The sequence below is a fragment of the Clavibacter vidaverae genome (genome assembly GCF_047529985.1).
Classification (GTDB): Bacteria; Actinomycetota; Actinomycetes; order Actinomycetales; family Microbacteriaceae; genus Clavibacter; species Clavibacter nebraskensis_A.
The window spans coordinates 416,971-440,722 of sequence record NZ_JBLJAM010000001.1 but is presented as its reverse complement, the minus strand read 5'-3'; the positions used below and the strand labels follow the sequence as shown (position 1 = coordinate 440,722).

General features: G+C 74.4%; 19 protein-coding genes and 2 tRNA genes. 15 read left to right on the top strand and 6 right to left on the bottom strand.

The window, feature by feature from the left end:
• Nucleotides 1-3: 3 nt before the first annotated feature.
• The 6 genes from ACMT9T_RS02060 to ACMT9T_RS02035 all read left to right on the top strand — a co-directional run bounded on the left by ACMT9T_RS02060 (nt 4) and on the right by ACMT9T_RS02035 (nt 5,767).
• Nucleotides 4-1,320, top strand: a complete 1,317-nt coding sequence (locus ACMT9T_RS02060; protein WP_414744013.1) for a YcaO-like family protein — start codon at nt 4-6, stop codon at nt 1,318-1,320.
• Nucleotides 1,321-1,391: 71 nt separating this feature from the next.
• Nucleotides 1,392-2,558, top strand: coding sequence for a FecCD family ABC transporter permease (locus ACMT9T_RS02055; protein ID WP_414744012.1), 1,167 nt, complete (start codon nt 1,392-1,394; stop codon nt 2,556-2,558).
• Between the two features lie 17 nt (nt 2,559-2,575).
• Nucleotides 2,576-3,367: an ABC transporter ATP-binding protein gene (locus ACMT9T_RS02050; protein ID WP_414744011.1), complete on the top strand. Its 792-nt coding sequence runs from the start codon at nt 2,576-2,578 to the stop codon at nt 3,365-3,367.
• Complete coding sequence (locus ACMT9T_RS02045) at nt 3,364-4,380, top strand: ABC transporter substrate-binding protein (protein ID WP_414744010.1); 1,017 nt, start codon at nt 3,364-3,366, stop codon at nt 4,378-4,380. The genes ACMT9T_RS02050 and ACMT9T_RS02045 overlap by 4 nt, the downstream gene beginning before the upstream one ends.
• Nucleotides 4,373-5,641, top strand: a complete 1,269-nt coding sequence (locus ACMT9T_RS02040) for an MFS transporter (protein ID WP_414744009.1) — start codon at nt 4,373-4,375, stop codon at nt 5,639-5,641. The genes ACMT9T_RS02045 and ACMT9T_RS02040 overlap by 8 nt, the downstream gene beginning before the upstream one ends.
• A 53-nt stretch (nt 5,642-5,694) precedes the next feature.
• Nucleotides 5,695-5,767 (top strand) — tRNA-Asn (locus ACMT9T_RS02035).
• 109 nt (nt 5,768-5,876) lie between these two features.
• On the opposite strand, the gene def is transcribed toward ACMT9T_RS02035, so the two are convergent.
• The gene (gene def / locus ACMT9T_RS02030) at nt 5,877-6,443 is read right to left on the bottom strand and encodes a peptide deformylase (protein ID WP_414744008.1); all 567 of its coding nucleotides are present in this window, start codon (nt 6,441-6,443) and stop codon (nt 5,877-5,879) included.
• Nucleotides 6,444-6,482: 39 nt separating this feature from the next.
• Here def and ACMT9T_RS02025 point away from each other — a divergent pair, with 39 nt between their 5' ends.
• From ACMT9T_RS02025 to ACMT9T_RS02005, 5 genes are all read left to right on the top strand, one after another.
• Nucleotides 6,483-7,394 (top strand): DMT family transporter, encoded by a 912-nt coding sequence (locus ACMT9T_RS02025; protein ID WP_414744007.1) that lies wholly within the window; start codon nt 6,483-6,485, stop codon nt 7,392-7,394.
• A gap of 159 nt (nt 7,395-7,553) precedes the next feature.
• Nucleotides 7,554-8,813: a glycosyltransferase gene (locus ACMT9T_RS02020; RefSeq protein ID WP_414744006.1), complete on the top strand. Its 1,260-nt coding sequence runs from the start codon at nt 7,554-7,556 to the stop codon at nt 8,811-8,813.
• A gap of 11 nt (nt 8,814-8,824) precedes the next feature.
• Nucleotides 8,825-8,901, top strand: a tRNA-Ile gene (locus ACMT9T_RS02015).
• A gap of 249 nt (nt 8,902-9,150) precedes the next feature.
• A complete protein-coding gene (locus ACMT9T_RS02010) occupies nt 9,151-11,346 on the top strand; it encodes an acyltransferase family protein (RefSeq protein WP_414744005.1) in 2,196 nt (731 codons plus the stop codon).
• Between the two features lie 50 nt (nt 11,347-11,396).
• Complete coding sequence (locus ACMT9T_RS02005; protein WP_414744004.1) at nt 11,397-11,852, top strand: VOC family protein; 456 nt, start codon at nt 11,397-11,399, stop codon at nt 11,850-11,852.
• Between the two features lie 109 nt (nt 11,853-11,961).
• Here ACMT9T_RS02005 and ACMT9T_RS02000 read toward each other — a convergent pair whose 3' ends face one another.
• A complete protein-coding gene (locus ACMT9T_RS02000) occupies nt 11,962-12,966 on the bottom strand; it encodes a GDP-L-fucose synthase family protein (protein WP_414744003.1) in 1,005 nt (334 codons plus the stop codon).
• Nucleotides 12,963-14,015: a GDP-mannose 4,6-dehydratase gene (gmd, locus tag ACMT9T_RS01995; RefSeq protein ID WP_414744002.1), complete on the bottom strand. Its 1,053-nt coding sequence runs from the start codon at nt 14,013-14,015 to the stop codon at nt 12,963-12,965. The genes ACMT9T_RS02000 and gmd overlap by 4 nt, the downstream gene beginning before the upstream one ends.
• A 161-nt stretch (nt 14,016-14,176) precedes the next feature.
• Between gmd and ACMT9T_RS01990 the strand changes: the two genes are divergently transcribed.
• Together ACMT9T_RS01990 and ACMT9T_RS01985 are read left to right on the top strand one after the other, a co-directional pair.
• Entirely contained in the window at nt 14,177-15,463 is a 1,287-nt protein-coding gene (locus ACMT9T_RS01990; RefSeq protein WP_414744001.1) for a glycosyltransferase family 4 protein, read from the top strand.
• Nucleotides 15,460-16,041 carry an LbetaH domain-containing protein gene (locus tag ACMT9T_RS01985; protein WP_414744000.1) on the top strand — a complete coding sequence of 194 codons (582 nt, stop codon included), beginning with the start codon at nt 15,460-15,462 and terminating at the stop codon, nt 16,039-16,041. Before ACMT9T_RS01990 ends, ACMT9T_RS01985 begins: the two co-directional genes overlap by 4 nt.
• A 66-nt stretch (nt 16,042-16,107) precedes the next feature.
• Here the strand turns inward: ACMT9T_RS01985 and ACMT9T_RS01980 are convergent, their stop codons facing one another.
• Nucleotides 16,108-18,339 carry a glycosyltransferase gene (locus tag ACMT9T_RS01980; RefSeq protein WP_414743999.1) on the bottom strand — a complete coding sequence of 744 codons (2,232 nt, stop codon included), beginning with the start codon at nt 18,337-18,339 and terminating at the stop codon, nt 16,108-16,110.
• A gap of 228 nt (nt 18,340-18,567) precedes the next feature.
• Complete coding sequence (locus ACMT9T_RS01975) at nt 18,568-19,713, bottom strand: glycosyltransferase (RefSeq protein ID WP_414743998.1); 1,146 nt, start codon at nt 19,711-19,713, stop codon at nt 18,568-18,570.
• A gap of 359 nt (nt 19,714-20,072) precedes the next feature.
• On the opposite strand from ACMT9T_RS01975, the gene ACMT9T_RS01970 reads away from it, so the two are divergent.
• Nucleotides 20,073-21,164, top strand: a complete 1,092-nt coding sequence (locus tag ACMT9T_RS01970) for a glycosyltransferase family protein (protein ID WP_414743997.1) — start codon at nt 20,073-20,075, stop codon at nt 21,162-21,164.
• On the top strand, nt 21,161-22,387 hold the full coding sequence (locus ACMT9T_RS01965) for a lipopolysaccharide biosynthesis protein (protein ID WP_414743996.1): 1,227 nt from the start codon (nt 21,161-21,163) through the stop codon (nt 22,385-22,387). Before ACMT9T_RS01970 ends, ACMT9T_RS01965 begins: the two co-directional genes overlap by 4 nt.
• Before the next feature lie 175 nt (nt 22,388-22,562).
• On the opposite strand, the gene ACMT9T_RS01960 is transcribed toward ACMT9T_RS01965, so the two are convergent.
• Nucleotides 22,563-23,720 (bottom strand): acyltransferase family protein, encoded by a 1,158-nt coding sequence (locus tag ACMT9T_RS01960; protein WP_414743995.1) that lies wholly within the window; start codon nt 23,718-23,720, stop codon nt 22,563-22,565.
• Nucleotides 23,721-23,752: the final 32 nt, after the last annotated feature.

The window sequence follows — 23,752 nt, the reverse complement described above, 5'->3', positions numbered from 1 at the left end:
CCGATGAGCCCCGCACCGACCCCCGCCGACCTCGTCGACGCGCGCACCGGCCTGATCCGCCGCATCGAGCCGCGCGCGACGCCCGCCCACTTCCCGCCCGCGTTCGCGCTCGCGCACGCCGTGCTCGCCGACTCGGCCGCGCACTGCGCGTGGGCGTCCGACGCGTCCGGCGCGGGTCGCGCCTTCGCGGATCCGGACGCCGTGCTCGGCGCCGCCGTGGGCGAGGCGGTCGAGCGGTACTGCGGCAACCTCGTGCCCGCCGGCCTCGTCCGCGCGTCGGCCCGGGAGCTGCGCGCCGCGGGGCGGGCCGTGCTGGATCCGGCCGACCTCGCGCTCTACTCCGCCGCCCAGCACGCGAGCGGACGGCTGCCCGTCGTGCCGCTCGACCGGGACGCCGTCGTGGACTGGACCGAGGCCGCGCGCGTGGGCGCCGACGGCCGCGTGCTCGTCCCCGCGTCGCTCGTCTGGGTGTCGCACGCGCTCCTCGTGCCGCCCGCCGTGCACCCGATCATGCAGGCCGGGCTCGCCACCGGGAGGTCCGCCGAGGAGGCGCTCTGGGGCGGCCTCGGGGAGGTGCTCGAGCGCGAGGCGATGACGCGCGCGTGGACGGACGGCGAGGGGTTCGTCGAGCTCGACGTCCCGCGCGCGCTGCACGACCTCGCCCGCGGCCCCGCCGACGCGCTCGCCTGCCGCTGGCTCCTGCTCCCCGCCGAGGGCGGCATGCCCGTCGTGGGCGCGCTCCTCGCCGACGCCCGCACCGGGTACCTCACGCTCGGGATGGCGAGCGGCGGCCGGCCGATGCGCGCCGCCCGCAAGGCGCTGGGGGAGGCCCTCCAGCTGCAGCTCTTCCAGGCCGACCTCGACGATCCGACCGGTCCCTACATGGCCGCGGCCCGCCGACCGGGCAGCCCGCTGCGGCCGTGGCGCGCCGACCGGCGCTACCGCCTGTCGTACCGGCCGGACCTCTCCGACGTCGTCGACTACGGCTGCCACCTGCAGCTGCACCTCGACCCCGCCGTCCAGCGGGCGTTCCTCGACGAGCTGGACCGGTCGATCACGGGCCGCCGGGCGCTCGCCGACGTCGACGACCGCTGGGACGGGCCCGCGCGCCTGCCGGAGCTCGTCGACGCGCTCCGGACGCGGGGCCGGGAGGTGCTCGCGGTCGACGTGACCCTGCCGGAGGTCCGGCGCGCCGGGCTGCACGTGACGCGCGTGATCGTGCCCGGCCTCCGCTCGAACGCGCCGCACGCGCTGCCGTTCCTCGGCGGCCCGGATCCCGCGCCGCCGCGGCCCGCGCGCCCGGTGCCGCTCCCGCACTGACCGCCGCCCGCACCGACCCGCCCGCGCCGCCGGGCCCCGCCGACCGATCCGCCCACCCGACCGAGAGCCGCATGGAACCCACCGTCACGACCCCGTCCCCGCCGGACGCGCCCGCGTCCGCTGCCGCGCCCCCGCGCCTTCCCGATCCCCGCGCGCGCACCCGCGCCGCCGTCCCCGTCCCGCCCGCGCCCGGCCGCGCGCGCCTCGCCCGGCGGATCCTCGTGCCGGCCCTCGTGCTCGCCGCCCCGCTCGTCCTCGCGGTCGCCATGGGCGTCGGCTCGGTCTCCGTGTCGCCGCTGCACGTCGCGCAGGTGGTGCTGCACCACGCGCTCGGCACGGACGCGCTCGGCGGCGGCGCCGACCCGATCGACGACCAGATCGTCTGGGAGTACCGGGCGCCGCGCGTGCTCCTCGCGCTCGTCACGGGCGCCGCGCTCGCCCTCGCGGGCACCGTCCTGCAGACGCTCATCCGCAACCCGCTCGCGGATCCGTTCGTGCTCGGCATCGCGTCGGGCGCCTCGCTCGGCGCGGTCGCGGCGCTCGTCGTCGGCGCGACCGCCGCGGGGCTGCTCGCGACCCTCGGCGTCACGGGAGCCGCGTTCGCCGGCGCCCTCGGCACCCTCGCGCTCGTGCTGGCGCTCGGGCGACGGGGCGGGCGCGTGGATCCGGCGCGGCTCGTGCTCGTCGGCGTCTCGATCTCGTCGCTCCTGCAGGCGCTCACCAGCTGGCTCCAGCTGCAGGCGTCGCCCGACCAGATCGCCGGCGTGCTGTTCTGGCTCCTCGGCAGCGTCTCGGGCGCCACGTGGACCTCCCTCGCGCTCCCCGCCGCGGCGCTCGCGATCGGCCTCGTGGGGCTCCTCGCGGGCGGCCGCACGCTCGACGCGCTGCTCCTCGGCGACGACCGCGCGGCGTCCCTCGGCGTCGACCTGTCGCGCTCGCGCACGATCCTCTTCACCGTCTCCGCGCTGCTGACGGCCGCCGCGGTGTCGGTCGCGGGCGGCGTCGGCTTCGTCGGCCTCATCGCGCCGCACCTGGTGCGGCTCGTCGTCGGCCCCGCGCACCGGCGCCTCCTGCCGCTCGCCGCGCTCGTCGGTGGGCTGTTCCTCGTCCTCGCCGACCTCGCCGGCCGCACGCTCACGGCGCCGCGCGAGCTGCCGCTCTCGATCGTCACCGCGCTCGTGGGCGTCCCGGTGTTCCTCGCGGTCCTGCTCCGCGCCGACGGCGGGCGCGCCCGTTGAGGCTCTCGATCGAGGACGTGGCCGTCCGCATCGGCCGCGCGACCCCCGTCTCCGGAGCCACGCTCGAGGCGCGCGACGGCGAGCTCGTGGGGCTCGTCGGCCCGAACGGCAGCGGCAAGTCGACGCTCCTCAAGGCCCTCTACCGCGCCCTCCCCGTCGCTCGCGGCACCGTCCTCCTCGGCGACCGGGAGCTCCGCGGCATGCGGCCGCGCGACTCGGCCCGCATCGTCGCCGCGCTCACGCAGGACCACGGCGACGACGGCGCCCTCGACGCGCGCGCCGTCGTCGCGACGGGCCTCACGCCGCACAAGGGCGCGCTCGACCGCGACACCGACGACGACCGCGCGCTCGTCGACGCGTGCCTCGCGCGCGCCGGGGCGACCGCGCTCGCCGACCGCGCCGTCCGCTCCCTGTCCGGCGGCGAGCGCCAGCGCGTCATGCTCGCGGCGGCCCTCGCGCAGCGCCCGCGCATCCTCGTGCTCGACGAGCCCACCAACCACCTCGACGTGGCCACGCAGCTGGAGCTCCTCGACCTCGTGCGCGGGCTCGGCATCACGGTGGTCGTCGCCCTGCACGACCTCAACCTCGCCGCCGCCTACTGCGACCGGATCCACGTCGTGCACGACGGCCGCATCGTCGCGGGCGGCACGCCCGACGAGGTGCTGCGGCCCGGGATCCTGCGCGACGTCTTCGGCGTCGACGTGCACCTCGGCGAGCACCCCGTCACGGGCCGCCGCCACCTGTTCTTCAGCACGCCCACCGCGATCCCCGCGCCCACCACGACCCCCACCCCGGACGGACGACCATGACCCCCCGCACCCGCACCCCCTCCCGCCGCCGCCCGACCGGCCGCCTCCTCGGCCTCGCCGCCGGGGCGACCGCCGCCGCCCTCCTCCTCGCGGGCTGCGCCACCGGATCCGCCGGCGACGGCACCGCGCCGGCCGCTGCCGCCGCGTCGGGACCCGTGTCGGTCGACTCCTGCGACCGCACGCTGTCCTTCCCCACCGGACCCGAGCGCATCGTCTCGCTCTGGCCCGCCGTCACCGAGATGCTGCTCGAGCTCGGCGCGGGCGACCGGATCGTCGGCCAGGCCTTCACCGACCAGTCGCCGCCGCTCGACCGCTACCGCGACGCGTACGACCGCGTGCCCGTCCTCGCGACGGGCGCCGTCGACCGCGAGACGCTCCTCGCCGCGCACCCCGACCTCATCGTCGCCGACGGCGAGTACCACTTCGACGGCACCGAGCTGCCGACGATCGACGACCTGGCCGCCCTCGGGATCCGCGTCTACGTCATCAGCTCGTTCTGCCACGGCCAGGTCACCACCGGGCACGTCGACGACGCCGCGACCGACCTGGCCTCGCTCGGCACCCTCCTCGGCGCGGGAGACGCGGCCGACCGCGCGATCGCCGACGAGCGGTCGCGGCTCGCCGCGGTGGACGCGCGCGTCGCCGGCACGGATCCGGTCGACCTCGCCGTGCTGCAGATCTTCGACGGCTCGGTCTACGCCGACGCCCGCGGGCTCTACAGCGACGTGGTCGCCCGGGCCGGCGGCCGGAACCTCTACGAGGACGCCCTGCCCGCCGACCAGTACTACGCGGAGGTCAGCGTCGAGGACGTCGCCCGCCGGGATCCGGCCACGATCGTCTACCTGTACTCGACCGACGCCGAGCGCGACAGCGTGCGCGAGGACCTCGAGGCGCGCCTCCCGGGCGTCCGCGCCGTACGCGACGGCCGCCTGCTCGCGCTGCCGTCGACCGACTTCATCGGCTCCCGCGCGGTCGACGGCGTCGTCGCCCTCGACGCGCTCCTCCATGGCTGACGCGACGACCTCGACCCGTGCCGCGCGCGCCTTCGACCTGTACGTCGTCTCGCGCGGCGTCTCCTGGGCGGGCAACGCGCTCACCGCGGTCGCGCTCCCGGTGCTCGTCTTCACGACGACGGGGGATGCGGCGCTGCTCGGCCTCGTCGCGATGATGGAGGCGCTGCCGTACCTGCTGCTGGCGCTCCCCGTGGGCGCGCTCGTGGACGGGTGGGACGCGCGGCGGACGATGCTCGTCACCACCTGGCTGAGCGCCGCGGCGACCGCGTCGGTGCCCCTGGCGGCGCTGGCCGGCATCCCGCACCCGGCGCTCCTCGTCGGCGTGGCCGCGGTCGTCTCGTCGCTCTTCGTCTTCTTCGACGCCGCGAGCTTCTCCGCCGTGCCCGCCCTCGTGGGCCGCGAGCGGGTGGGCGCGGCGACCACGCGCATGACGACCGTCTACACGGTGATCGGCATCGCCGGTCCGCTCGCGGGCGCCGCCGCGGTGTCGGGCCTCGGGGCGCCGGCCGTGCTCGCGCTCGACGCGGCGAGCTACGCGGTCGCGGCCCTGCTCCTCGTGCGCGTCCGGTGGACGCCCGTGCCGCGTCCGGCCGCGCCCACCCGGCGGCGCATCGGCCGGGAGGTCCTCGAGGGGCTCGCGCACATCCGCCGCACTCCGCTCGTCCGCGACCTCACGCTGGTCGGCGCGGGCAGCAGCCTGACCGGGGGAGCGGTGACGGGCACGCTCGTCGTGATGGTCGCCCGGGGCCTGCACGAGCCCGCCGACGGGCCGGCCCTCGGGATCCTCGCCGCGGCGGCGGCCTGCGGCACCCTCGTCGCCTCCCGCGCGCTGGGTCCCGTCCAGCGGCGCGTGGGCGTCGGCGCCATCGCGATCGGCGGCCTCGCCCTGCAGGCCGCGCTCACGGCGGCGTGGGCGTCCGTCGGATCCCTCGTCGTGGCGGTCCTCGTGCTGGCGGCGTGGCAGGCGGCCGCCTCCACCGTGTCGATCTCCGGCATCGTCGTCCGGCAGACGGTGACGCGCGCGCACCTGCAGGGCCGGGTCAACACGACGGCGCGCATGATCGCGTGGGGCGGGCAGCCCGTCGGGGCGGGCCTCGGCGGCGTCCTCGCCGCGTCCGTCGGCATCCGCGCGGCGATCCTCGTCACGGGCGTCGGCGTGCTCGCGAGCCTCGTCGGCGCGGCCGCGTCGAGCCTCCGCCGGGCACCGCGCCTGGCCGAGCTGCCCGTCCCGGACGCCGGGGACGCGCCCGTCGCGCGGTAGGTGATCGGAGGCGCCCGGATTCTTTGCTACGCTTTCCAGGTTGCTCCACGTGATCCTCGATAGCTCAATTGGCAGAGCAGCCGGCTGTTAACCGGCAGGTTGTTGGTTCGAGTCCAACTCGGGGAGCGAAGGCCTCGCGGCTCCACCCGCGGGGCCTTTTCCTTTGCCCGCGCGATGCATGCGGGCGCACGGCGGCGGCGGGCGATGCGCGTCGCCCGCCCGCCGCCGGATCCGCCTAGTCCTCCAGGTGGTCGCGCCCCGGAAGCCACGAGCTCCCCGGCACGCCCCAGCCGCTCCTGCGGATGACCTTGGCGACCGGCTTCCGGTGCTCGTGCGCGAGCCGGTCCGTGTAGAGGTACCCGTCGAGGTGGTCGTACTCGTGCTGCAGGATTCGGGCGAACCACCCGGACGCCTCGATCTCGAAGGGCGCGCCGTCGAGGTCCCGGGCCCGGAGGATCGCCCGGTCCGCGCGCACGAGCGGGAACCGCTCGCCGGGGAACGACAGGCAGCCCTCCTCCTCGGTGTCCTCGTCGGCCTCGCGCACCGGCACGGGCGTGATGAAGAGATCCGGGTTCACGGCGACCCCGCGCAGCGGCTCGCCCGCGTCGGTCTCGTACGAGTAGACGAACACGCGCAGCGGCACGCCCACCTGCGGGGCGGCGAGGCCCACGCCGGGCGCCTCGTCCATGGTGTCGTACATGTCCGCGACGAGGGCGCGCAGGTCGTCGTCGAACGCCTCCACATCGCGGGCCGGGGCGTGCAGGACGGGGTCTCCGGTGATCCGGATGGGGAGGACGGCCATGCTGCCGATGATAGGCGGGCCGCCGGGTAGGGTCGGGGCGTGCCCTTCGATGCCAGCCCCGTACTCCAGGCCGCTTCGTTGACCCCGTACCAGGCGCTGGGCATCCCGATCGCGCTGGTCGGAGCCGTCTTCCTGTCCCTCGGCGCGCAGCTGCAGTCGCAGGGCGTCGCGAAGATGGAGGCGCGCGGGAAGAAGAGCACGTCGGGCCTCAGCCTCCGCCAGCTCGGCGCGCTCCTCGGCCGGCCGTCCTGGGTCGCGGGCACCGTCATGCTCGGCCTCGCCATCGTGTTCCAGCTCGCGAGCCTGCGCCTCGCTCCGCTCATCGTCGTGCAGCCGCTCGGCGCCGTCGCCCTCGTGGTCACGGCGATCCTCAACTCGCGCGCCACCGGCACCCGCCTCGACCTCAAGGCCAAGCGCGCCGTAGCGCTCTGCATCGGGGGCGTCGGCCTCTTCGTGGTCTTCGCGGCCGTCTTCGCCAAGGAGACGCCCATCCGCACGCCCGAGCTCGTCACGATCCTCGTGATCCTCGCGCTCGTGCTCGCCCTGCTCGGCGGCCTCTTCCTCTACTTCCGGAAGCACGTGCGCGCGATCTTCTACATCATCAGCGCGGGCGTGCTCTACGGGTTCGTCGCGACGCTCGCGAAGGTGGTCATCAACCGGCTCACCACCGGCGCCTTCGACGTGCTGACGGTCGTGTGCATCGTCGCCCTGGTCGCCGCGACCCTCCTCGGCGCGTACTTCGTGCAGACCGCGTACTCCTCGGGCCCGCCCGACCTCGTCATCGCGGGCCTCACCGTGGTGGACCCGCTCGTGGCCGTCTGCATCGGCGTCACGGTGCTGGGGGAGGCGGCGGATGCGCCGTTCTACGCGGGGGTGGCCTTCCTCGTCGCGGGCGCCGTGGCCGTCGCCGGGGTGTTCCAGCTCGCGAAGCACCACCCGCACGTCGCCTGACGGATCCCGGCGCGAGGCGGTCGCGCGGGCTCCCGGCCGGCCGGTGCGCCGTCGGGCCGCGGCCGGAGGCGTGCGATACGTTGCTCTGCGACACCCGGCCCGCGCCACCCGGAACGACGTGACGCGCGCCGGACGCCGACACCACTGGAGAGACACTTCTTGCCGAACACCTCAGGGCAGACCCCGCGCGAGCCCGCGACCTCCGGCCGCCCGCTCCGCATCCTCATCGGCGCGGACACGTTCCCGCCGGACGTGAACGGCGCGGCGCGCTTCGCCGAGCGACTCGCGGGAGGGCTCGTCCGGCGCGGCCACGAGGTGCACATCGTCGCCCCGGCGCCCACCCGCAAGCACGGCACGTGGACCGAGGTCCACGACGGCCAGGAGGTCACGGCCCACCGTCTCCGCAGCTGGCGCTGGTACCCGCACGACTGGCTGCGGTTCGCGCTGCCGTGGACGATCAACCAGAACAGCGCCCGGATCCTCGACGCGGTCCAGCCCGACGTCGTCCACTTCCAGTCGCACATCGTCACGGGCCGCGGCCTCAGCATCGAGGCCGCGAAGCGCGGGATCCGCATCATCGGCACCAACCACTTCATGCCGGAGAACATGCTCCAGCACACGCTGCTGCCCGTGGCGTGGCAGGACAAGGCCATCAAGGCCGCGTGGCGGGCCGCGCGCCGCACCTTCGGGCGCGCCGAGGCCGTCACCACGCCCACGCGGCGCGCGGCGCAGTTCCTCGAGCGCTACACGGGGCTCGAGGGCGTCATCGCCATCTCGTGCGGCATCGACGCCGCCAACTACACGCCCGACTTCACGCCGCGCACCCGCAACCGCATCGTCTTCGTCGGCCGCGTGACGGGGGAGAAGCAGATCGACGTGCTGCTGCGCGCCTTCGCGAAGCTGCCGGCTTCCCTGAAGGCGGAGCTCGAGATCGTCGGCGGGGGAGACCAGAAGGGCCCGCTCGAGCGCCTCGCGGCGGAGCTCGGCATCGCCGAGAGCACCACCTTCACGGGCTACGTCTCCGACGAGGAGCTGCGCCGCGCGTACACGCGCGCCACGGTCCTCGCGATGCCGAGCATCGCCGAGCTGCAGTCCATCGTCACGATGGAGGCCATGGCGTCCGGGCTGCCGGTCGTCGCGGCCGACGCCATGGCGCTCCCGCACCTGGTCCACGACGGCGAGAACGGCTACCTCTTCCGACCGGGCGACGTCGACGACCTCGCCGCGAAGCTCCGCGCCGTGCTCGAGCTGCCCGAGGAGGACCTCCAGCGCATGAAGCGGGAGAGCCTCGCGGTCGTCGCCACCCACGACATCGAGCGCACGATCTCGACGTTCGAGAGCCTGTATCGTGGCGAGTCCGTGGCCGCCCCGGTCACGGACGAGGCCCGCGGGCGCGCGGACGGCTCAGGCGCCGTCTAGCCCACCACCTCGGGGCGGTAGCTCAGCTGGTCAGAGCATCGGACTCATAATCCGCCGGTCACGGGTTCAAGTCCCGTCCGCCCTACCACCGCGCCTCGCGTGCCGCCGCCTCGGACGGCTCTCGCCGCGACCCCGCGCCGCGCCCCCCTCGGACTGGGGTGCGCCGCCGCTCTAGCACGGCCTGGCGCGCATCGCCAGGGACATGTCCGCTGGATTACCATGGGCAGAGAAATAGCCCGGTCGCGGGGCCCCGAGCCCGACCGCCGACCGCCACCGGCCACCCGCCGCCCTGGCGTCCGCCCGTGCGTCGGGCCCGCCGCCCACCCGCGAGGACACGATGACGAGCACGCGACCCACCCGCACGAGCCGACCCACGACGGTCGCGCCGGAGGGCTCCAGCACGCGGTCGTTCCGCGGCGACATCCAGGGCCTGCGCGCGCTCGCGGTCGTCGCGGTGATCCTCGACCACCTCCTCGCCTGGCCGTCCGGCGGCTTCCTCGGCGTCGACGTCTTCTTCGTGATCTCCGGCTTCATCATCACGTCGCTCCTGCTGCGGCAGCACGACAAGCTCGGGCGGATCTCGTTCGCCGAGTTCTACCGCAAGCGCGTGAAGCGCATCCTCCCGGCCTCGACCGCCGTGCTCCTCGTCACGGTCCTCGCGAGCTGGATGGTGTTCCTCTCCGGCCGCGCGTCCGCCATCGCGTGGGACAGCGTCGCCGCGTTCTTCTTCGTCGCCAACTGGCGCTTCGCCGCGACCGACACCGACTACTGGGCCGCCGACAGCGCCGTCTCGCCCGTGCAGCACTACTGGTCGCTCGGCGTCGAGGAGCAGTTCTACGTCGTCTGGCCGATCCTCCTCACGCTCGGCCTCGCCCTCTCGCTGCGGTTCCGCGGGCCCGGCCGCTACCGCGGGATCCTCACCGCGATCCTCCTCGTCGTCACCGTCGGGTCGTTCGCGTGGGCCATGGCCGACACCGCGGGCGACGCCGCGGTGGCCTACTTCTCCACGTTCTCCCGCGCGTGGGAGCTCGGCGTCGGCGCGCTCCTCGCGGTCGCGACGCCGCTGCTCCGCCGCATCCCGGACGCCGCCCGTCCCGTCATCGCCTGGGCCGGCCTCGCCGTCATCGCCTACGGCCTGTTCGCCCTCAGCAGCGCGTCGCCCATCCCGGCGCCCGGATCCGCGATCCCCGTCGTCGGCGCGGCCCTCGTCATCGCGGGCGGCACGGGCGGCGCCCAGCGCTTCCTCTGGCCGCTGACGAACCCGGTCTCCCGCTACCTCGGCGACATCTCGTACTCCCTGTACCTGTGGCACTTCCCGGTCATCGTGATCCTCGCCGCCGTCGCGGACACCGCGGGACTCGGCTACCCGGTCATCGTGCTCGTGCTCACCCTCGGCCTCTCGGTGCTCTCGTACCACGGCCTCGAGGACCCGATCCGCCGCTCGCACTGGCTGGAGCCCGGCGCGGCGGCGCGCCGGAGGAAGAAGCGGGCGCGCAGGCGCCCCGGCTTCGGGGCGTCGACGGGCACGAAGGTCGCGGCCCTCGGCACCGCCGCGCTCCTCACGGTCACGTTCATCAGCCTCGCGGTCGTGCGGCAGCAGGAGATCCAGGAGGCGTCCCGCATCGCGACCGGTCCCGCCGCGTCCGGGGGCGAGGCGGATCCCGCGGACACCGCCGTCCTCGCCGCCGGGGACCTCGGCGCGCTCCAGGGGCAGATCCGCGACGCCCTCTCCGCGACCAGCTGGCCCGCGCTCGACCCCGCGATCGACGGCCTGGAGAAGTCCGCGGTCCCCGTCGAGGACGGCCAGGGCTGCGGTCGCACCGACACCGCGAACCCGCGGTCCTGCTCCTTCGGCGACAGCCGGAAGCCCACCATCATGGTGCTCGGCGACTCGACCGGCATCACCCTGCTGCCCACCGTGCGCGGGCTGTTCGAGGCGACGCACCACATCCGCGGGCTCACGTCCGCCGGCTGCGCCGTCATGGACGTCGACTGGGACTTCCCGGACACGACCACGAAGTCGAGCTGCCTGGCCTTCCGGGAGGCGGCCGTCGCCGCCATCCGGGAGGAGAAGCCGGAGATGCTGTTCGTCAGCAACAGCTACGGCCAGGTGCTGAAGCTCGCCTCGAAGGCCACGGGCGACGACGCCGTCGCCGAGTGGTCGGCGGGCGTGCAGAGCACCGTCGGGCAGGTGCGCGACAGCGTCGGGAAGGTCGTCCTCGTCTCGTCGCCGCCCGTGGGCCAGCCGCTCGAGACGTGCGCCACCAAGGTCTCGACGCCCGCCGACTGCCAGGCGTCCATCCCCGGGGCCTGGAAGGTGGGGGACCGCGCCCAGCGCGACGCCGCCACCGCGCTCGGCATCGCCTACCTCGACACCTCCTCCCTGTTCTGCTGGGAGGAGCGCTGCCCGTCGTTCGTCGGCACGACGCCCACCAAGCGCGACAGCGTGCACACGACGCCGACGTACGCGACCGTGATCACGCCCGCGTTCCGGCAGATGCTCGACGAGGCGCTGGCGGCCGTCCCCGCCTGATCCGCCGCGGCCGGCGCTACGCTGGCCTCCCGACGCGAGACGAGGACGTCATGCAGGCCATCACCCCGTTCGTCTGGCTCGACGGGCGCGTCCGGGAGGCCGCCGCCCTCTACGCGTCCGTGCTGCCCGACTCCCGCACGGTCGAGATCCCCGACGGCGACGGACCGGCGCGGTCGGCCACCGTGGAGATCGCCGGCCTCCGCGTGATCCTGTTCGACGGCGGCCCCCGCTACCCGCAGACGCCCGCCTTCTCGCTGTCGGTGCCGGTGACGACGCAGGGCGAGCTCGACCGGACCTGGGACGCGCTCGTCGCCGACGGCGGGGAGGAGGGCCGCTGCGGCTGGCTGCGCGATCCGTTCGGCGTCTCGTGGCAGATCGTGCCGACGATCCTGCCCGCGCTCCTCGGCGACCCCGACCCGGAGCGCGCCTCCCGCGCGCAGCAGGCCATGCTCGCGATGGGCCGCCTCGACATCGAGGCGCTCCAGCACGCGGCCGACGGCGCCTGATCCCCGGCGCCTGATCCCCGCGCCACGACCGCCGGTCGGTCGGCCACGAAGAAGACGACGGCCGCCGCGCTGATGCGCGACGGCCGTCGGATCGGATGCGGGGGAGCGGCTACTCGCGCAGCGTCGTGATGTGCTCCCGGTACCACTCGACCGTGGAGCGGAGCCCCTCGTCGAGGGCGATGGACGCCGTCCAGCCCGCGTCGGCGAGCTTCGACACGTCGAGCAGCTTCTGCGGCGTGCCGTCGGGCTTCGTCGTGTCCCACTCGGTGCGTCCCTCGAAGCCGACGACGCGCGCGATGGTCTCCGCGATCTCGCGGATGGTGACGTCGCTGCCCGTGCCGACGTTGACCTGCTCCGGGCCGTCGTAGTGCTCCATCAGGTGGAGGCACGCGGCCGCCATGTCGTCGACGTGCAGGAACTCGCGGCGCGGCGTGCCGGTTCCCCAGTTCGTGACCGACTCGGCGCCGGACGCGCGCGCCTCGTCGTAGCGGCGGATCAGCGCCGGAAGGACGTGCGAGCCCTGCGGGGAGAAGTTGTCGCCGGGGCCGTAGAGGTTGGTCGGCATGGCCGAGATCCACGGCAGCCCGTACTGGCGCCGCACGGCCTGGATCTGCATGATGCCCGCGATCTTCGCGATCGCGTACGCGTCGTTGGTCGGCTCGAGGTGCCCGGTGAGGAGGCTGTCCTCCGTGATGGGCTGCGGCGCGAGCTTCGGGTAGATGCACGAGGAGCCGAGGAACAGGAGCCGGTCGACGCCGTGCGCGAGCGCGGCGTCGAGGACGTTGACCTGGATCCGGAGGTTGTCGCTGAGGAAGTCGACCGGGTAGGTGCTGTTGGCGAGGATCCCGCCGACCTTGGCCGCCGCGAGCACGACGTGCACGGGCCGCTCGGAGGCGAAGAACGCGAACACGGAGTCGCGGTCCTTGAGGTCGAGCTCCGCGGAGGTGCGGCTCACGATGTCGGTGAAGCCCTCGGCCTCGAGGCGGCGGACGATGGCCGATCCCACGAGCCCGCGGTGGCCCGCCACGTAGATGCGCGCGGAGCGGTCGAGCGGCGCCGGCGTGAAGGAGACGGCATCGCGCTCGTCCCGGCCGGACGCGGCGGGCGCGGTCACGCCTCGTCCGCGGTCGGCTCGGCCGTGCCCCAGCTGGCCAGGCGCACCGTGTCGATCCACGGGCTGCCCTCGGCGGCGAGCGCGGCGATGTCGGCGTCCACCATGATGCGGGCGAGCATCGTGGTGTCGACCGTGGCCTTCCAGCCGAGCTTCTCGTGCGCCTTGGTCGCGTCGCCGACGAGCGCGTCGACCTCGGTGGGGCGGAGGTAGCGCGGGTCGAACCGCACGTGGTCGGACCAGTCGAGGCCGGCGTGCGAGAACGCGGTCTCGAGGAAGTCGCGGACGGTGAAGTTCCCGCCGGTGGCGAGCACGAAGTCGTCGGGCTCGTCGGCCTGCAGCATGCGCCACATGCCCTCGACGTACTCGGCGGCGTAGCCCCAGTCGCGGATGCTGTCGAGGTTGCCGAGGTAGACGTGGTCCTGCTTGCCGGCCTGGATGGCGGCGACCGCGCGGGTGATCTTGCGCGTCACGAACGTCTCGCCGCGGCGGGGCGACTCGTGGTTGAAGAGGATGCCGTTGACCGCGAACATGTCGTACGCCTCGCGGTAGTTCTTGGTGATCCAGAAGCTGTAGAGCTTCGCGGCCCCGTAGGGCGAGCGCGGGTAGAACGGCGTGGTCTCGCTCTGCGGCGGGGGAGTGGCGCCGTACAGCTCGCTCGAGGAGGCCTGGTAGAAGCGCGTCTCGATGCCCGAGAGGCGCACGGCCTCGAGCAGGCGGATCGTGCCGGTGCCCGTGGTGTCCGCGGTGTGCTCGGGCTCGTCGAACGAGACCCGCACGTGGGACTGCGCGGCGAGGTTGTAGACCTCGTCGGGCTGGATCTGCATCATCAGCGTCGTGAGCCGCGAGCCGTCGCTCAGGTCGCCGTAGTGCAGGAAGAGCTTCGCGCCGTCCTCGTGCGGGTCCTGGTAGAGGTGGTCGATGCGCGACGTGTTGAACGTCGACGAGCGGCGGATGAGGCCGTGGACCTCGTAGCCCTTGCCGAGCAGCAGCTCCGCGAGGTACGAGCCGTCCTGCCCCGTGATGCCGGTGATGAAGGCCTTCTTGACCATGGATCCCCCCAGATTCTCATGCGTGATGACGGCGGCGGGGCACGCGCCCGGCGCGGGCCGTCGCTCGAATCTAGCCTGCGGAGGCCCCGTGGCGGCAATCGGGGTACGCAGTCGCGCGGCACGGTGACGACATCCGGCGGCGGAGGCGTCAGAATGACCCCATGGGGGAACCGAGCACGACCGACGCCGCGCGCACGCAGGAGGCACCGGACCTGGGGGGCCTGACGGTCTGCCTGGTCGGCATCAACTACTGGCCGGAGACCACGGGGATCGCGCCGTACACGACCGCGATGGCCGAGGCGCTCACCGACGCGGGGGCGTCGGTGCACGTCATCACCGGCATCCCGCACTACCCGCAGTGGAAGCTGCAGGACGAGGCGTACGCCGAGGGCAGGCGGTGGGAGGAGATGCGCGACGGCGTCCGCATCACCCGCGTCCGGCACACCATCCCGGAGACGCCCGACCTCGCGGGCCGCGCCAAGCTCGAGGCCAGCTTCCTGAAGGGCGCGCTCCGCGAGGTGCGTCGCGACACGAGCGACGTCGTCATCGCGGTCACGCCGTCGCTGGCCGGCCTCGCGGCGGGCGCGCTCGGCCACGGCCGGCGCCCGTTCGGCGTGCTGGTGCAGGACCTCACGGGCAACGCCGCCGGCGAGTCCGGCACCACGGGCGGCCGTGCCTCCCGCCTCATCGCCGCGGGGGAGTACGCGCTGCTGCGTCGCGCCGACCGGATCGGCGTCATCACGCCCCGCTTCGGCGACCTGCTCATCGGGCAGGGCGTCGACGAGCGCTGCATCTCCGCCCTGCCGAACTTCACGCACATCACCCCGGTGGACGTCTCCACCGCGGCCGCCCGCGCACGGCTCGGCTGGACCCCCGACGCGTTCACCGTCGTCCACACCGGCAACATGGGCATGAAGCAGGGGCTCGACTCGGTCGTCGAGGCGGCGCGGCTGTCCGACACGCGCGACCTCGGAATCGAGTTCGTGCTCGTCGGCGACGGCAACCAGCGCGCCGCGCTCGAGGCCCAGGGCGCCGGGATCCGCTCGCTCCGCTTCATCCCGCCGCTCGACGGCGACGACTACCCGTACGCGCTGGCCGCGGCCGACGCGCTCCTGCTCAACGAGAAGCCCGGCGTGCGCGAGATGAGCATGCCGTCGAAGCTCACCTCGTACACGAGCTCGAAGCGGCCCATCATCGCGGCCGTCGAGGACGGCGGCATCACCGAGAGCGTCGTGCGCGAGCACGGCGCCGCGGCGATCATCCCGCCCGGGGATCCGGAGCGGCTGCTGCAGGCGGCGCAGGACCTGCGCTGCGACGCCGCGCAGGCCGCCCACCTCACCACGGCGGCCCAGCGCATGTTCCAGAACCGCTACTCGCCCGTGAGCGCCCACGCCCGCTACGTCCGGTTCGCGCAGGCGCTCGCGCTCGGCGCCGGGGTGCCCGCGTGACGGCGTCGCGGGACGAGGCGACCGACGTCCCGGTCATCGACCTCTCCCAGGCCCCCGGCGAGCACCAGGCGTGGGACCGCCCGAAGCGCACCGTCTACCTGTGGGCCGCGGTCGAGCTGCTCCTCGTCACGAACCCGTGGCAGATCAGCTCGTCGCTGCGCGTGCGGGCCCTGCGGGCGTTCGGCGCCGAGATCGGCGAGGGCGTCGTCTTCCGTCCGCGGACCCGCGTCAAGTTCCCGTGGAAGCTCCGCATCGGCGACCGCTCCTGGATCGGCGAGGGCGTCTGGTTCCACAACCAGGACCTGGTCACCGTCGGCCACGACGTCGTGATCTCCCAGGAGACGATGCTCACCACGGGCAGCCACGCGCATCGCCGGGACATGGCGCTGCTCACCCGTCCCATCGTCATCGGGCCGGGCGCGTGGATCACGTCCCGCTGCATGGTCCTCGGCGGCGCGCACGTGGGACGCTCCGCGCTCGCCCGCCCGATGACGGTCGTCCAGGGCCGCGTGCCCGACGGCGCCATCGTGTCGGGTCCCGACGGCACGGTCGTCGGCTCGCGCTTCGGCCGGTCGTGACAGGCACGGCGCCGGCCGGGGCCGCGCAGGGCCCGGCCGCCGCCGGATGATCGAGCCGAGCGGGCGTCAGGCGCCGGGCGCGTCGCCCGGCAGCAGGGCCTGACGGAACGTCGCCGCGAAGGCCTCGGGCGTGTGCGCCAGGATCTCCGGGGAGTCGATGCGCGTCGCCGGCAGCGCGGCCGCGATGCTCCGACGGAGCTCCGCGACGGACACCCCCGTGGTCACGACCCCGCGCATGTCGCGGACGGACGGGGTGACACCCGCGTGCTCGCCGACCACCACGGTCAGGCCGGCGGCCAGGGCCTCGTTCACCGTGAGGCCCCACACCTCCTGCAGGGCCGGGTGCACGAGCGCGTCGTGGTCGGCGAAGAGCTCCGGGAGACCGGACGACGGGACGTAGCCGACGAAGCGGATCCGGGCAGCGAGGCCGAGCCGCGCGGCCAGCTCCTCGAGCGAGGCCCGCTCCGGGCCCGTGCCGACGACCGTGAGCGTGCAGTCCTCGAGCTCCGGCGCCGACAGCGCCTCGACGAGGGACGCGACGTTCTTGCGGGGGATCAGCTGGCCGATGCACAGCAGCCTCCGGCCGACCGGTCCGCCGGGTGTGATGCCCCGCGCACGCGCCGCGACGGTGCGCGCGTGGATCCCCTCGACGTCCACCGCGTTGAAGCCCACCCGGATGCGCCCCGGGTCGACGCCCTCGGCGACGAGCGCATCGCGCGACGCGACGCCCGGGACCACGATCTCGTCCATGCCGGAGAAGAACGCCCGGCGGATCCGGGCGACGGGACCGGTCGTGTGCCGCTGCGAGAGCCGGTGCGACTCGTAGAAGCCGACCCGGCGCACGCCGGCGAGCTTCGCCGACCACGAGGCGACCCAGAAGGCGGGGGAGTCCCACCCGCCGATGAGGATCGCGTCCGTGCCGCGCAGGGCGGACGGCCGGATCCACGCCGTCATGTAGTGGCGCGCCTCGCCGCGGCGGACCACGTGGGTGCGCAGGAAACGCGTCGTGTAGGCCGCCTGCCGGTCGCCGGCCGTCCAGTCGTCGCCGCGGTTGTTGTCGTCGCGGCGCAGGCGGTCGTCGTCCTCGAGGAGCCAGACCTCGAGGTCGGCGTCGCGGGCGAGCGCGTCCCACACGGGGACGCGGTACGGGGGCGCCAGGTTCGTCATCCACACGATCGAGGGGCGGGATCCGGTGTCCGCCCGGGCCTCGTAGCGCCGGAGGAGCGCGTCGACCGTCGCGCGGATCGAGAAGGCCTCCGCGAGGGCGAGGCGCATGCCGCGGTCGAGCCGGTCGCGCAGCCCGTCGTCGGACAGGATCGCGGCGGTCGCCCGCGCGAGGTCCGCGGGGGAGCCGTCGGTGACGAGGGCGGCATCGCGGACCCGGAGCTCGTCGGCGATCCCGCAGTCCTCGGTCAGCACGACCGGGGTGCCCACGGAGAGCGCCTCGAGCACGGTCATCGGGAAGACCTCGCGGAGGCTCGGCAGCACGTAGACGGCCGCGCTCGCGAGCCGTCCCGTCACGGCGCCCGGGGCGAGCGGGCCGTCGTAGGAGAGCGGCACGTCGGGGTGCGCGGCCATGAACTCCCGCAGCGCGGGCAGGTCGCCCTCGTCCGGTCCGACGACGACGAACCGCGCCGCGGGATGCTCCCCGCTGACGATCGCGGCCATCTCGGCGAACGCCATGACGCGCTTCCGCGGGTGCAGGCGCGCCACGAACAGGACGTCCTGGCGGCGGGAGCCATCGGAGACCGCGTCGGCGTCGGGCCGCTCCTCGATGCCGTTGCGGATCCGGGAGACCGCGGCACCCGGGAACTGCGCGCGCAGCCCGCGCTCCTCCTCGTCGGTGAGCGCGAGCACGGAGGCGGCGCCGGCGATCGCGCGGGCCGTCATCGCGCGGTCCACGAGCAGGGGCAGGGCCCCGCCCGGCATCACCATGCCGTGCGTCTGCATGACGTAGCGCACGCCGAGGCGGCGGGCCGCGAGCGCCACCTCGAGGTCGAGCAGGTGGCGGCCGGCGTGCACGTGGAGCACGTCGATGCCGCGCGCGTTCTCGGCGAGCCAGGACAGCGCGCCGCGCGAGCGCAGGCCGCTGAAGCCGAGGCCCGGGAGGCGCTGGACGCGGGCGAGCACGACCCTCACCCCGGGGATCCGGAGCTCGGCGACGCCGTCCCAGCCGGCGAGCAGGGTGACCTCGTGACCGCGCCGCGCCAGCTCACGCGCCTGCGCGACGGCCACCGCGACGGGGCCGCCGAACGCGCCGTCGGCGGAGACGTAGGAGACGAACTGCACGATCCTCATCGCCGACGGCTCCGGCTCGCGCGGCGGTGTCCGCTTGCTGGCTCGTCCACCGCCGGGACTAGAAGGTCCCGCGCACGCGCGTCGTCCTGCTCCACTGGTCTCCCTCATGACGGATCCGCTGCGGGCACGTCCTCGGGCAGGACGGCGGGAATCGCGCGGTGACTGAAGTGTAGGGGGGGCGCGACGCGACGGACCCCGACCGTCGACAGGGTGCCGCGCCCCCTCCCGCTACCCCTCGTCGAGCGCGTCGAGGATCGTGGCGCTGATGGTGTGGGCGGCCGCCTCGATGGTGGGGTGCTCGGCGGGAGGCGCGTCGGGCCGCTCGGCGCCGTCCGTCCAGGCGCGGGCGTAGGCCTCCGGTGTCGCGGGCACCTCGACGACGTCGACGCCCGGCCGCAGGTACTCGACCTCGGGGCCGTGCTCGGCACCGGTCGTCGTGACGACCCGGAGCCCCATGACGAGCGCGTCGACGGCCACGAGGCCGACCCGGCCCGGGTTGACGAGCGTGCGCGACATGGCGGCGGCGGGGGCGTAGTCCGCGGGTCCCGCCTGCCCGAGGAGCACGACGCGCCCCGTCTCGCGGGCCAGCTCCTCCAGGAGGCCGCGCGACTCGCCGTCGCCCGCGACCACGAGCCACTGCGACGGATCCGCGGCGAACACGACCCGCGCGGCCTCCACCAGGAGGTCCACGGCCTTGAAGCGGTTCAGCGCGCCGAGGTACAGCGAGACGCGCGCGTCCTCGGGGATGCCGTGGCGGGCGCGGAACGCGGCCTCGTCCGCGGGCGTGACGTCGTCCATGGCGCGCTGCAGGCGCGAGGTGTCGGTGGAGTTCCGGAACGCCGACACCTGGTCCTCGCGCAGCCGCGTGGAGGCGAGCACGTGCCGCCGGCCCCGCTCCGTGTAGGTGAGCGCCCGCGTCGCGCGCGAGTTCAGGATGTTCTCCGCCGCGTCGGCGAGCGGCGACTGGGTCGTCGTGTCCGAGATCCCGTGGCCGAGCGTGACGTACGGCCGCCGCAGCCCGGCGCGCAGCCAGGCGTTGAGGTTGGTGCCCTGCATCTCCGTCACCAGCAGCGCGTCGCGGCCCCGCCAGGTGCGCGGCAGGCGTCGGAACACGAACTTCGGGATGGAGCGCACGGGCCGCACCGTGCACGCGGCGACTCGGCTCGCCCACCCGGGCTGGATGCCGTCACCGCGGGCCGCGATGTCGCGCTCCTGGTCACGGTCCCCGCCGTAGAACACCCGGCAGTCCACGCCCGCCGAGCCGAGCTCCTCGATGACGAGCGACCACAGCCGCTCGCGGTAGCCCGGGATGTACGGCTGGGTGATCGCCACCCGGCGGTTCACGTCGCGCTCCCGGTCGTGTCGGCGTCGCACCTGCGTGTGTCGTCTGCCATCGTCCCCCCTATGGCGATCCGGGGCCGTCTCCGCGACCGCATCCCCCGATGCGGCCCGGCTGCGCGAGTCGGATAGCTGGATCCGGACCTCAGGCGCAACCGCCCCTCCACTCAGGCTAGTACGGGGATCCGCCCCAGCGGTGGCCCGGCCCGAGGACGACGCTCCGCGGACGGGCGGCCGGGTGCGGTCCGCCATACTGGTCTGGTCATGCGGCGCGTCCGCCTGGCCGACGTCGGAAGGGGACGGAGTCGCATGGGGGAACGGGGATGTCCGGCGCTGCCGTCGGGACGCGGCAGAGGGTGCTCCGCGGCTGTCGCGACGCACGGATGCCGCCCCGCATGAGCGCCGCGCGACCGCGATCCTCCGCCGCCGACGCCCCCGTCCTCCTCCTCGAGGGGAACGGCGACGGCCACCGGTTCTACTACGTCCGCCTGCTCGCCGAGGCGATCCTGGCCGAGGGAGGACGCGCCGTCCTCGTGACGACTCCCGACCAGAGGCGCAGCCCCCAGGCGGAGGAGTTCCTGAGCGGGCTCGGACCCGGCTTCACCGTCGTGGACGTGCCCCGCGCCGACGTCCGGTCCGCCACGCGCCTTGCCCGCAGCACGGGAGCGCACCGCATCGTCATCCCCGACGGGGACCTCCACCTCGTGCACCTGCTCACGCGCCGCGGCCTCCGGCTCCCGCACGTCACCGCCCTCGTGATGCGCGAGCCCGTCGTGCGTCGCGGGCAGGCGCCCGGAGCGCTCGCCCGCCAGTGGCTGAAGCTCGCCACGATGACGCTGGCCAGCGTCCGAGGGTCCACGAGGATCACGGTCCTCAAGTCGTCCGTGTGGGCCGGCCGGTCCCGCTTCCCCGTCGCATACGACCCCGTGACCCTGGCGGCCGGGCCGCAGGACGTCGCCGACGTCCGCGCGCGCTGGGACCTCGGGGGCGACCGTCGCTGGTTCGCCGTCGTCGGCGCGATCTCCGCTCGCAAGAACCTGCCGCTCGTCGCCGAGGCGTTCGCGCGCGTCGCGGGCGAGGGCACGGGGCTCCTCGTCGGCGGCCGGATCGTCGACGACCAGCTCGCCGAGGCCGAGCCGCATCTCGCGGAAGCGAGGCGGAAGGGCGCGCACGTGCTGGTCGTCGACCGCATGCTCGAGGACGTGGAGCTCGACGCCGCCATCGCCGCCGTGGACTGCGTCGTCCTCGCCCACTCCAACGAGGGCCCGAGCGGCATCCTCGGCAAGGCCGTCATGTCGGGCACTCGCCTGATCGTGGCGGGCGCGTCGAGCCTCCGACGCGATGCGCAGGCCATCCCGACCCACGCCGCCTGGACGCCCCTCGAGGCCGACGCGATGGCGAGGGCCATGGCCGACGCCGTGGCCGACGATCGCCCCGCTCCGGTCCCCGACATGGGCACCTCCCGCTTCACGTCGGCGCTCCTGTGACGGACGCCGTCCCCGCGCCCTCCGGCGGGCTCGGCCGCCAGGCCACCTTCCTCGCGGGCGCCACCGCCGCCGCGCAGGTCCTGACGGCGCTGATCTACCTCTTCGCGGCCCGCGTGAGCGGCCCCACCGACTTCGGCCAGGTCGTCACCGCCATCGCCATCGCCACGAGCGCCGTGGGGATCCTCGACTTCGGCACGAACTCGCTCTGGATCCGGGAGACGGCGAAGGGCGCGCTGCCCACCCGCGACCTCGCGCGTCGCGCGCTCGCCAAGGTCCTCATCGCCCTCGCGGCCTTCGCGGTCGGCGGCGTCCTCCTCTACGTCCTCTCCCCGAACCCGTGGCTGTGGACCGCCGCCCCCATCGCGATGTTCCTGCTGGTCTCGCAGACGGCGCAGGTGCCGCTCCGCGCCCATTCCCGCATCGGCGTGGTCGCGCTGTCGCTCATCGTCGACCGCGTGGTCGGCATGCTCGTCCTGTTCGCCGGCGTCCTCGTCGGCGCGGACGGCGCGGCGTCCCTGTGGCTGGCGCTCGTCTGCGGCTCGATCGGCGGCACGCTCTTCCTCGTCGGCTTCATCCCGCGGCGCTCCCGCCTCCTGGTGTCGCCCGACCTCCGCCGGTCGCCCTGGCGCGGCTCCGGGTTCTACGGGCTGAGCTCGATGGCGGTCACGTCGCAGGCCCTCGACCTCGCCATCATGTCCGCGATAGCGGGTCCGGCCGCCGCGGGCATCTACGGTGCGGTCAACAGGTGGACCCAGCCGATGCAGCTCGCGGTCTCCGCCTTCGCGTCCGCGGCGGTGCCCGTCGTCGCTCGGGCGCAGGCGTGGTCCACCGCCTGGCCGCACGTGAAGAAGGCGCTGTGGCTCCCCGCGGCAGCCGTGGTCGCCTGCGTCGTCGTGATCATCGGGGCACCGGTCTTCGTCGACGTCCTCGTCGGCGATGCGTATGCCGAGTCGGCGACGGTCCTGCGCGTCCTCGCCATCGGGACGCTGTTCGCCATCGGGAACCAGCCCCTCGCCGTCTTCCTGCAGAGCCTCGGTCGCGACAGGGCGGTGTCGTTCATCACGGTCCCCACGGTCGCGGTGCAGCTCGCGCTCGTCGCCGTCCTCGCTTCGCAGTACGGGGCGGTGGGCGCCGCGTTCGCCTTCGTCGCGGTGCAGGCCGGGATGTTCCTCCTGCTCCTCACGCTGACCCGCAACGCGAGGAACCGCAGCGCGTCCCGATAGCGATCAGTCGCGGACGCGCAACGCATGGGCTGACCCGAGGGGCCCGACGGCCTCCCGGTCGGCGCCGCCCCTCAGCTGCGGGCGGACACGAGCCCGCCGAGCGATCGGGCGGGCAAGGGGCGGGTCCCGGTCGTCAGCGTCCGAGCGATCCCGCCGCCCCCTCGACCGCCTGGGCTCAGGAGTCGGCCGCTCGGGACCTGGGCCGCCGACGGGAGTCGAGCGCGGACGCGAGCATCCTCTTGGTGGACCGGCGCGCCGGGGTCTCGAAGAAGGAGAAGACGAGGACGCTCGCCCCGATCGTGAGCAGCACCCAGATCCAGCCGAACCAGGCCGGGGCTCCCGCGAGGCTCATGAGGTTCATGAGCGGTACGTGGATGAGGTAGAGGGAGAAGCTCGCCTCGCCGAGAAGGAGCAGCCATCCGGCCGAGAGCCAGGACCTGCCCTTCCTCGGGGGGACGGCCAGGCCCAGGATGAGCGAGGCGAAGAACGGCGTGAGGAGCAGGTACGCCGGGCGCACGGGCACCGTGGCGGACAGCACCACGATCGCGACGGTGGAGATCGTCAGGATCACCGTGCGGCGATGCCCGAGCATGAGCCACTCCCGCCCGCCCCGGAGGAAGAGCAGGGCGGCGACGACGCCGATGAGGAAGTCGAAGAGGTGCGTGATCGGGAACTGGCTGACGAGGAAGCCCCTCTGGCCCGCGGGCGCGACGGCCCGCACCGCGATCACGAAGAGGATCTGGAAGGCGAACGCGACCACCACGAGGACGCCCAGCCGCGTGCTCGCCATCCGACGCAGCCGGACGATCAGCAGAGGGAACAGGAGGTAGAAGAACATCTCGCACGCGATGCTCCAGGCCGGGCTGTTCCACGGCTGGTTGATGCGCGCGGTGGGGAACCATCCCGTCGTCACGGTCAGCTGGCTGAGGAAGCTCGCGACCAGCGCCATGGGCGACGGCTCCTTGAGCGCGTACCAGTCGAGGAGACGCGCCCGGTCACCGGCGAGGAGGACGTACCCGACCCCGATCGCGCCGAGGAGGAGGGAGAGGAGGACGACGGGATAGATCCGTGCGATGCGGTTGACGTAGAAGGCCCGGCGATCGGCGCCACCCGCGAGACCCGAGTAGTTGTAGGCGAGGATGAACCCGGACAGCACGAAGAAGAGCGCGACCGCGGTCCTGCCACCGTCTACGAAGGCGACGACGCCGGCGGGGACGAGGATGAGACCGCGATGCGCGAAGTGCGACACCAGGACCGTCATCGCGGCGAGGAACCGCACGCCGGTCAGCGCGGGGAGACGTCGATCGTCGTGGAGCGCGCTCGCCTCCGTCACCGCGCTGCGCCCCGGCGGCGTCGCCCGAGGCT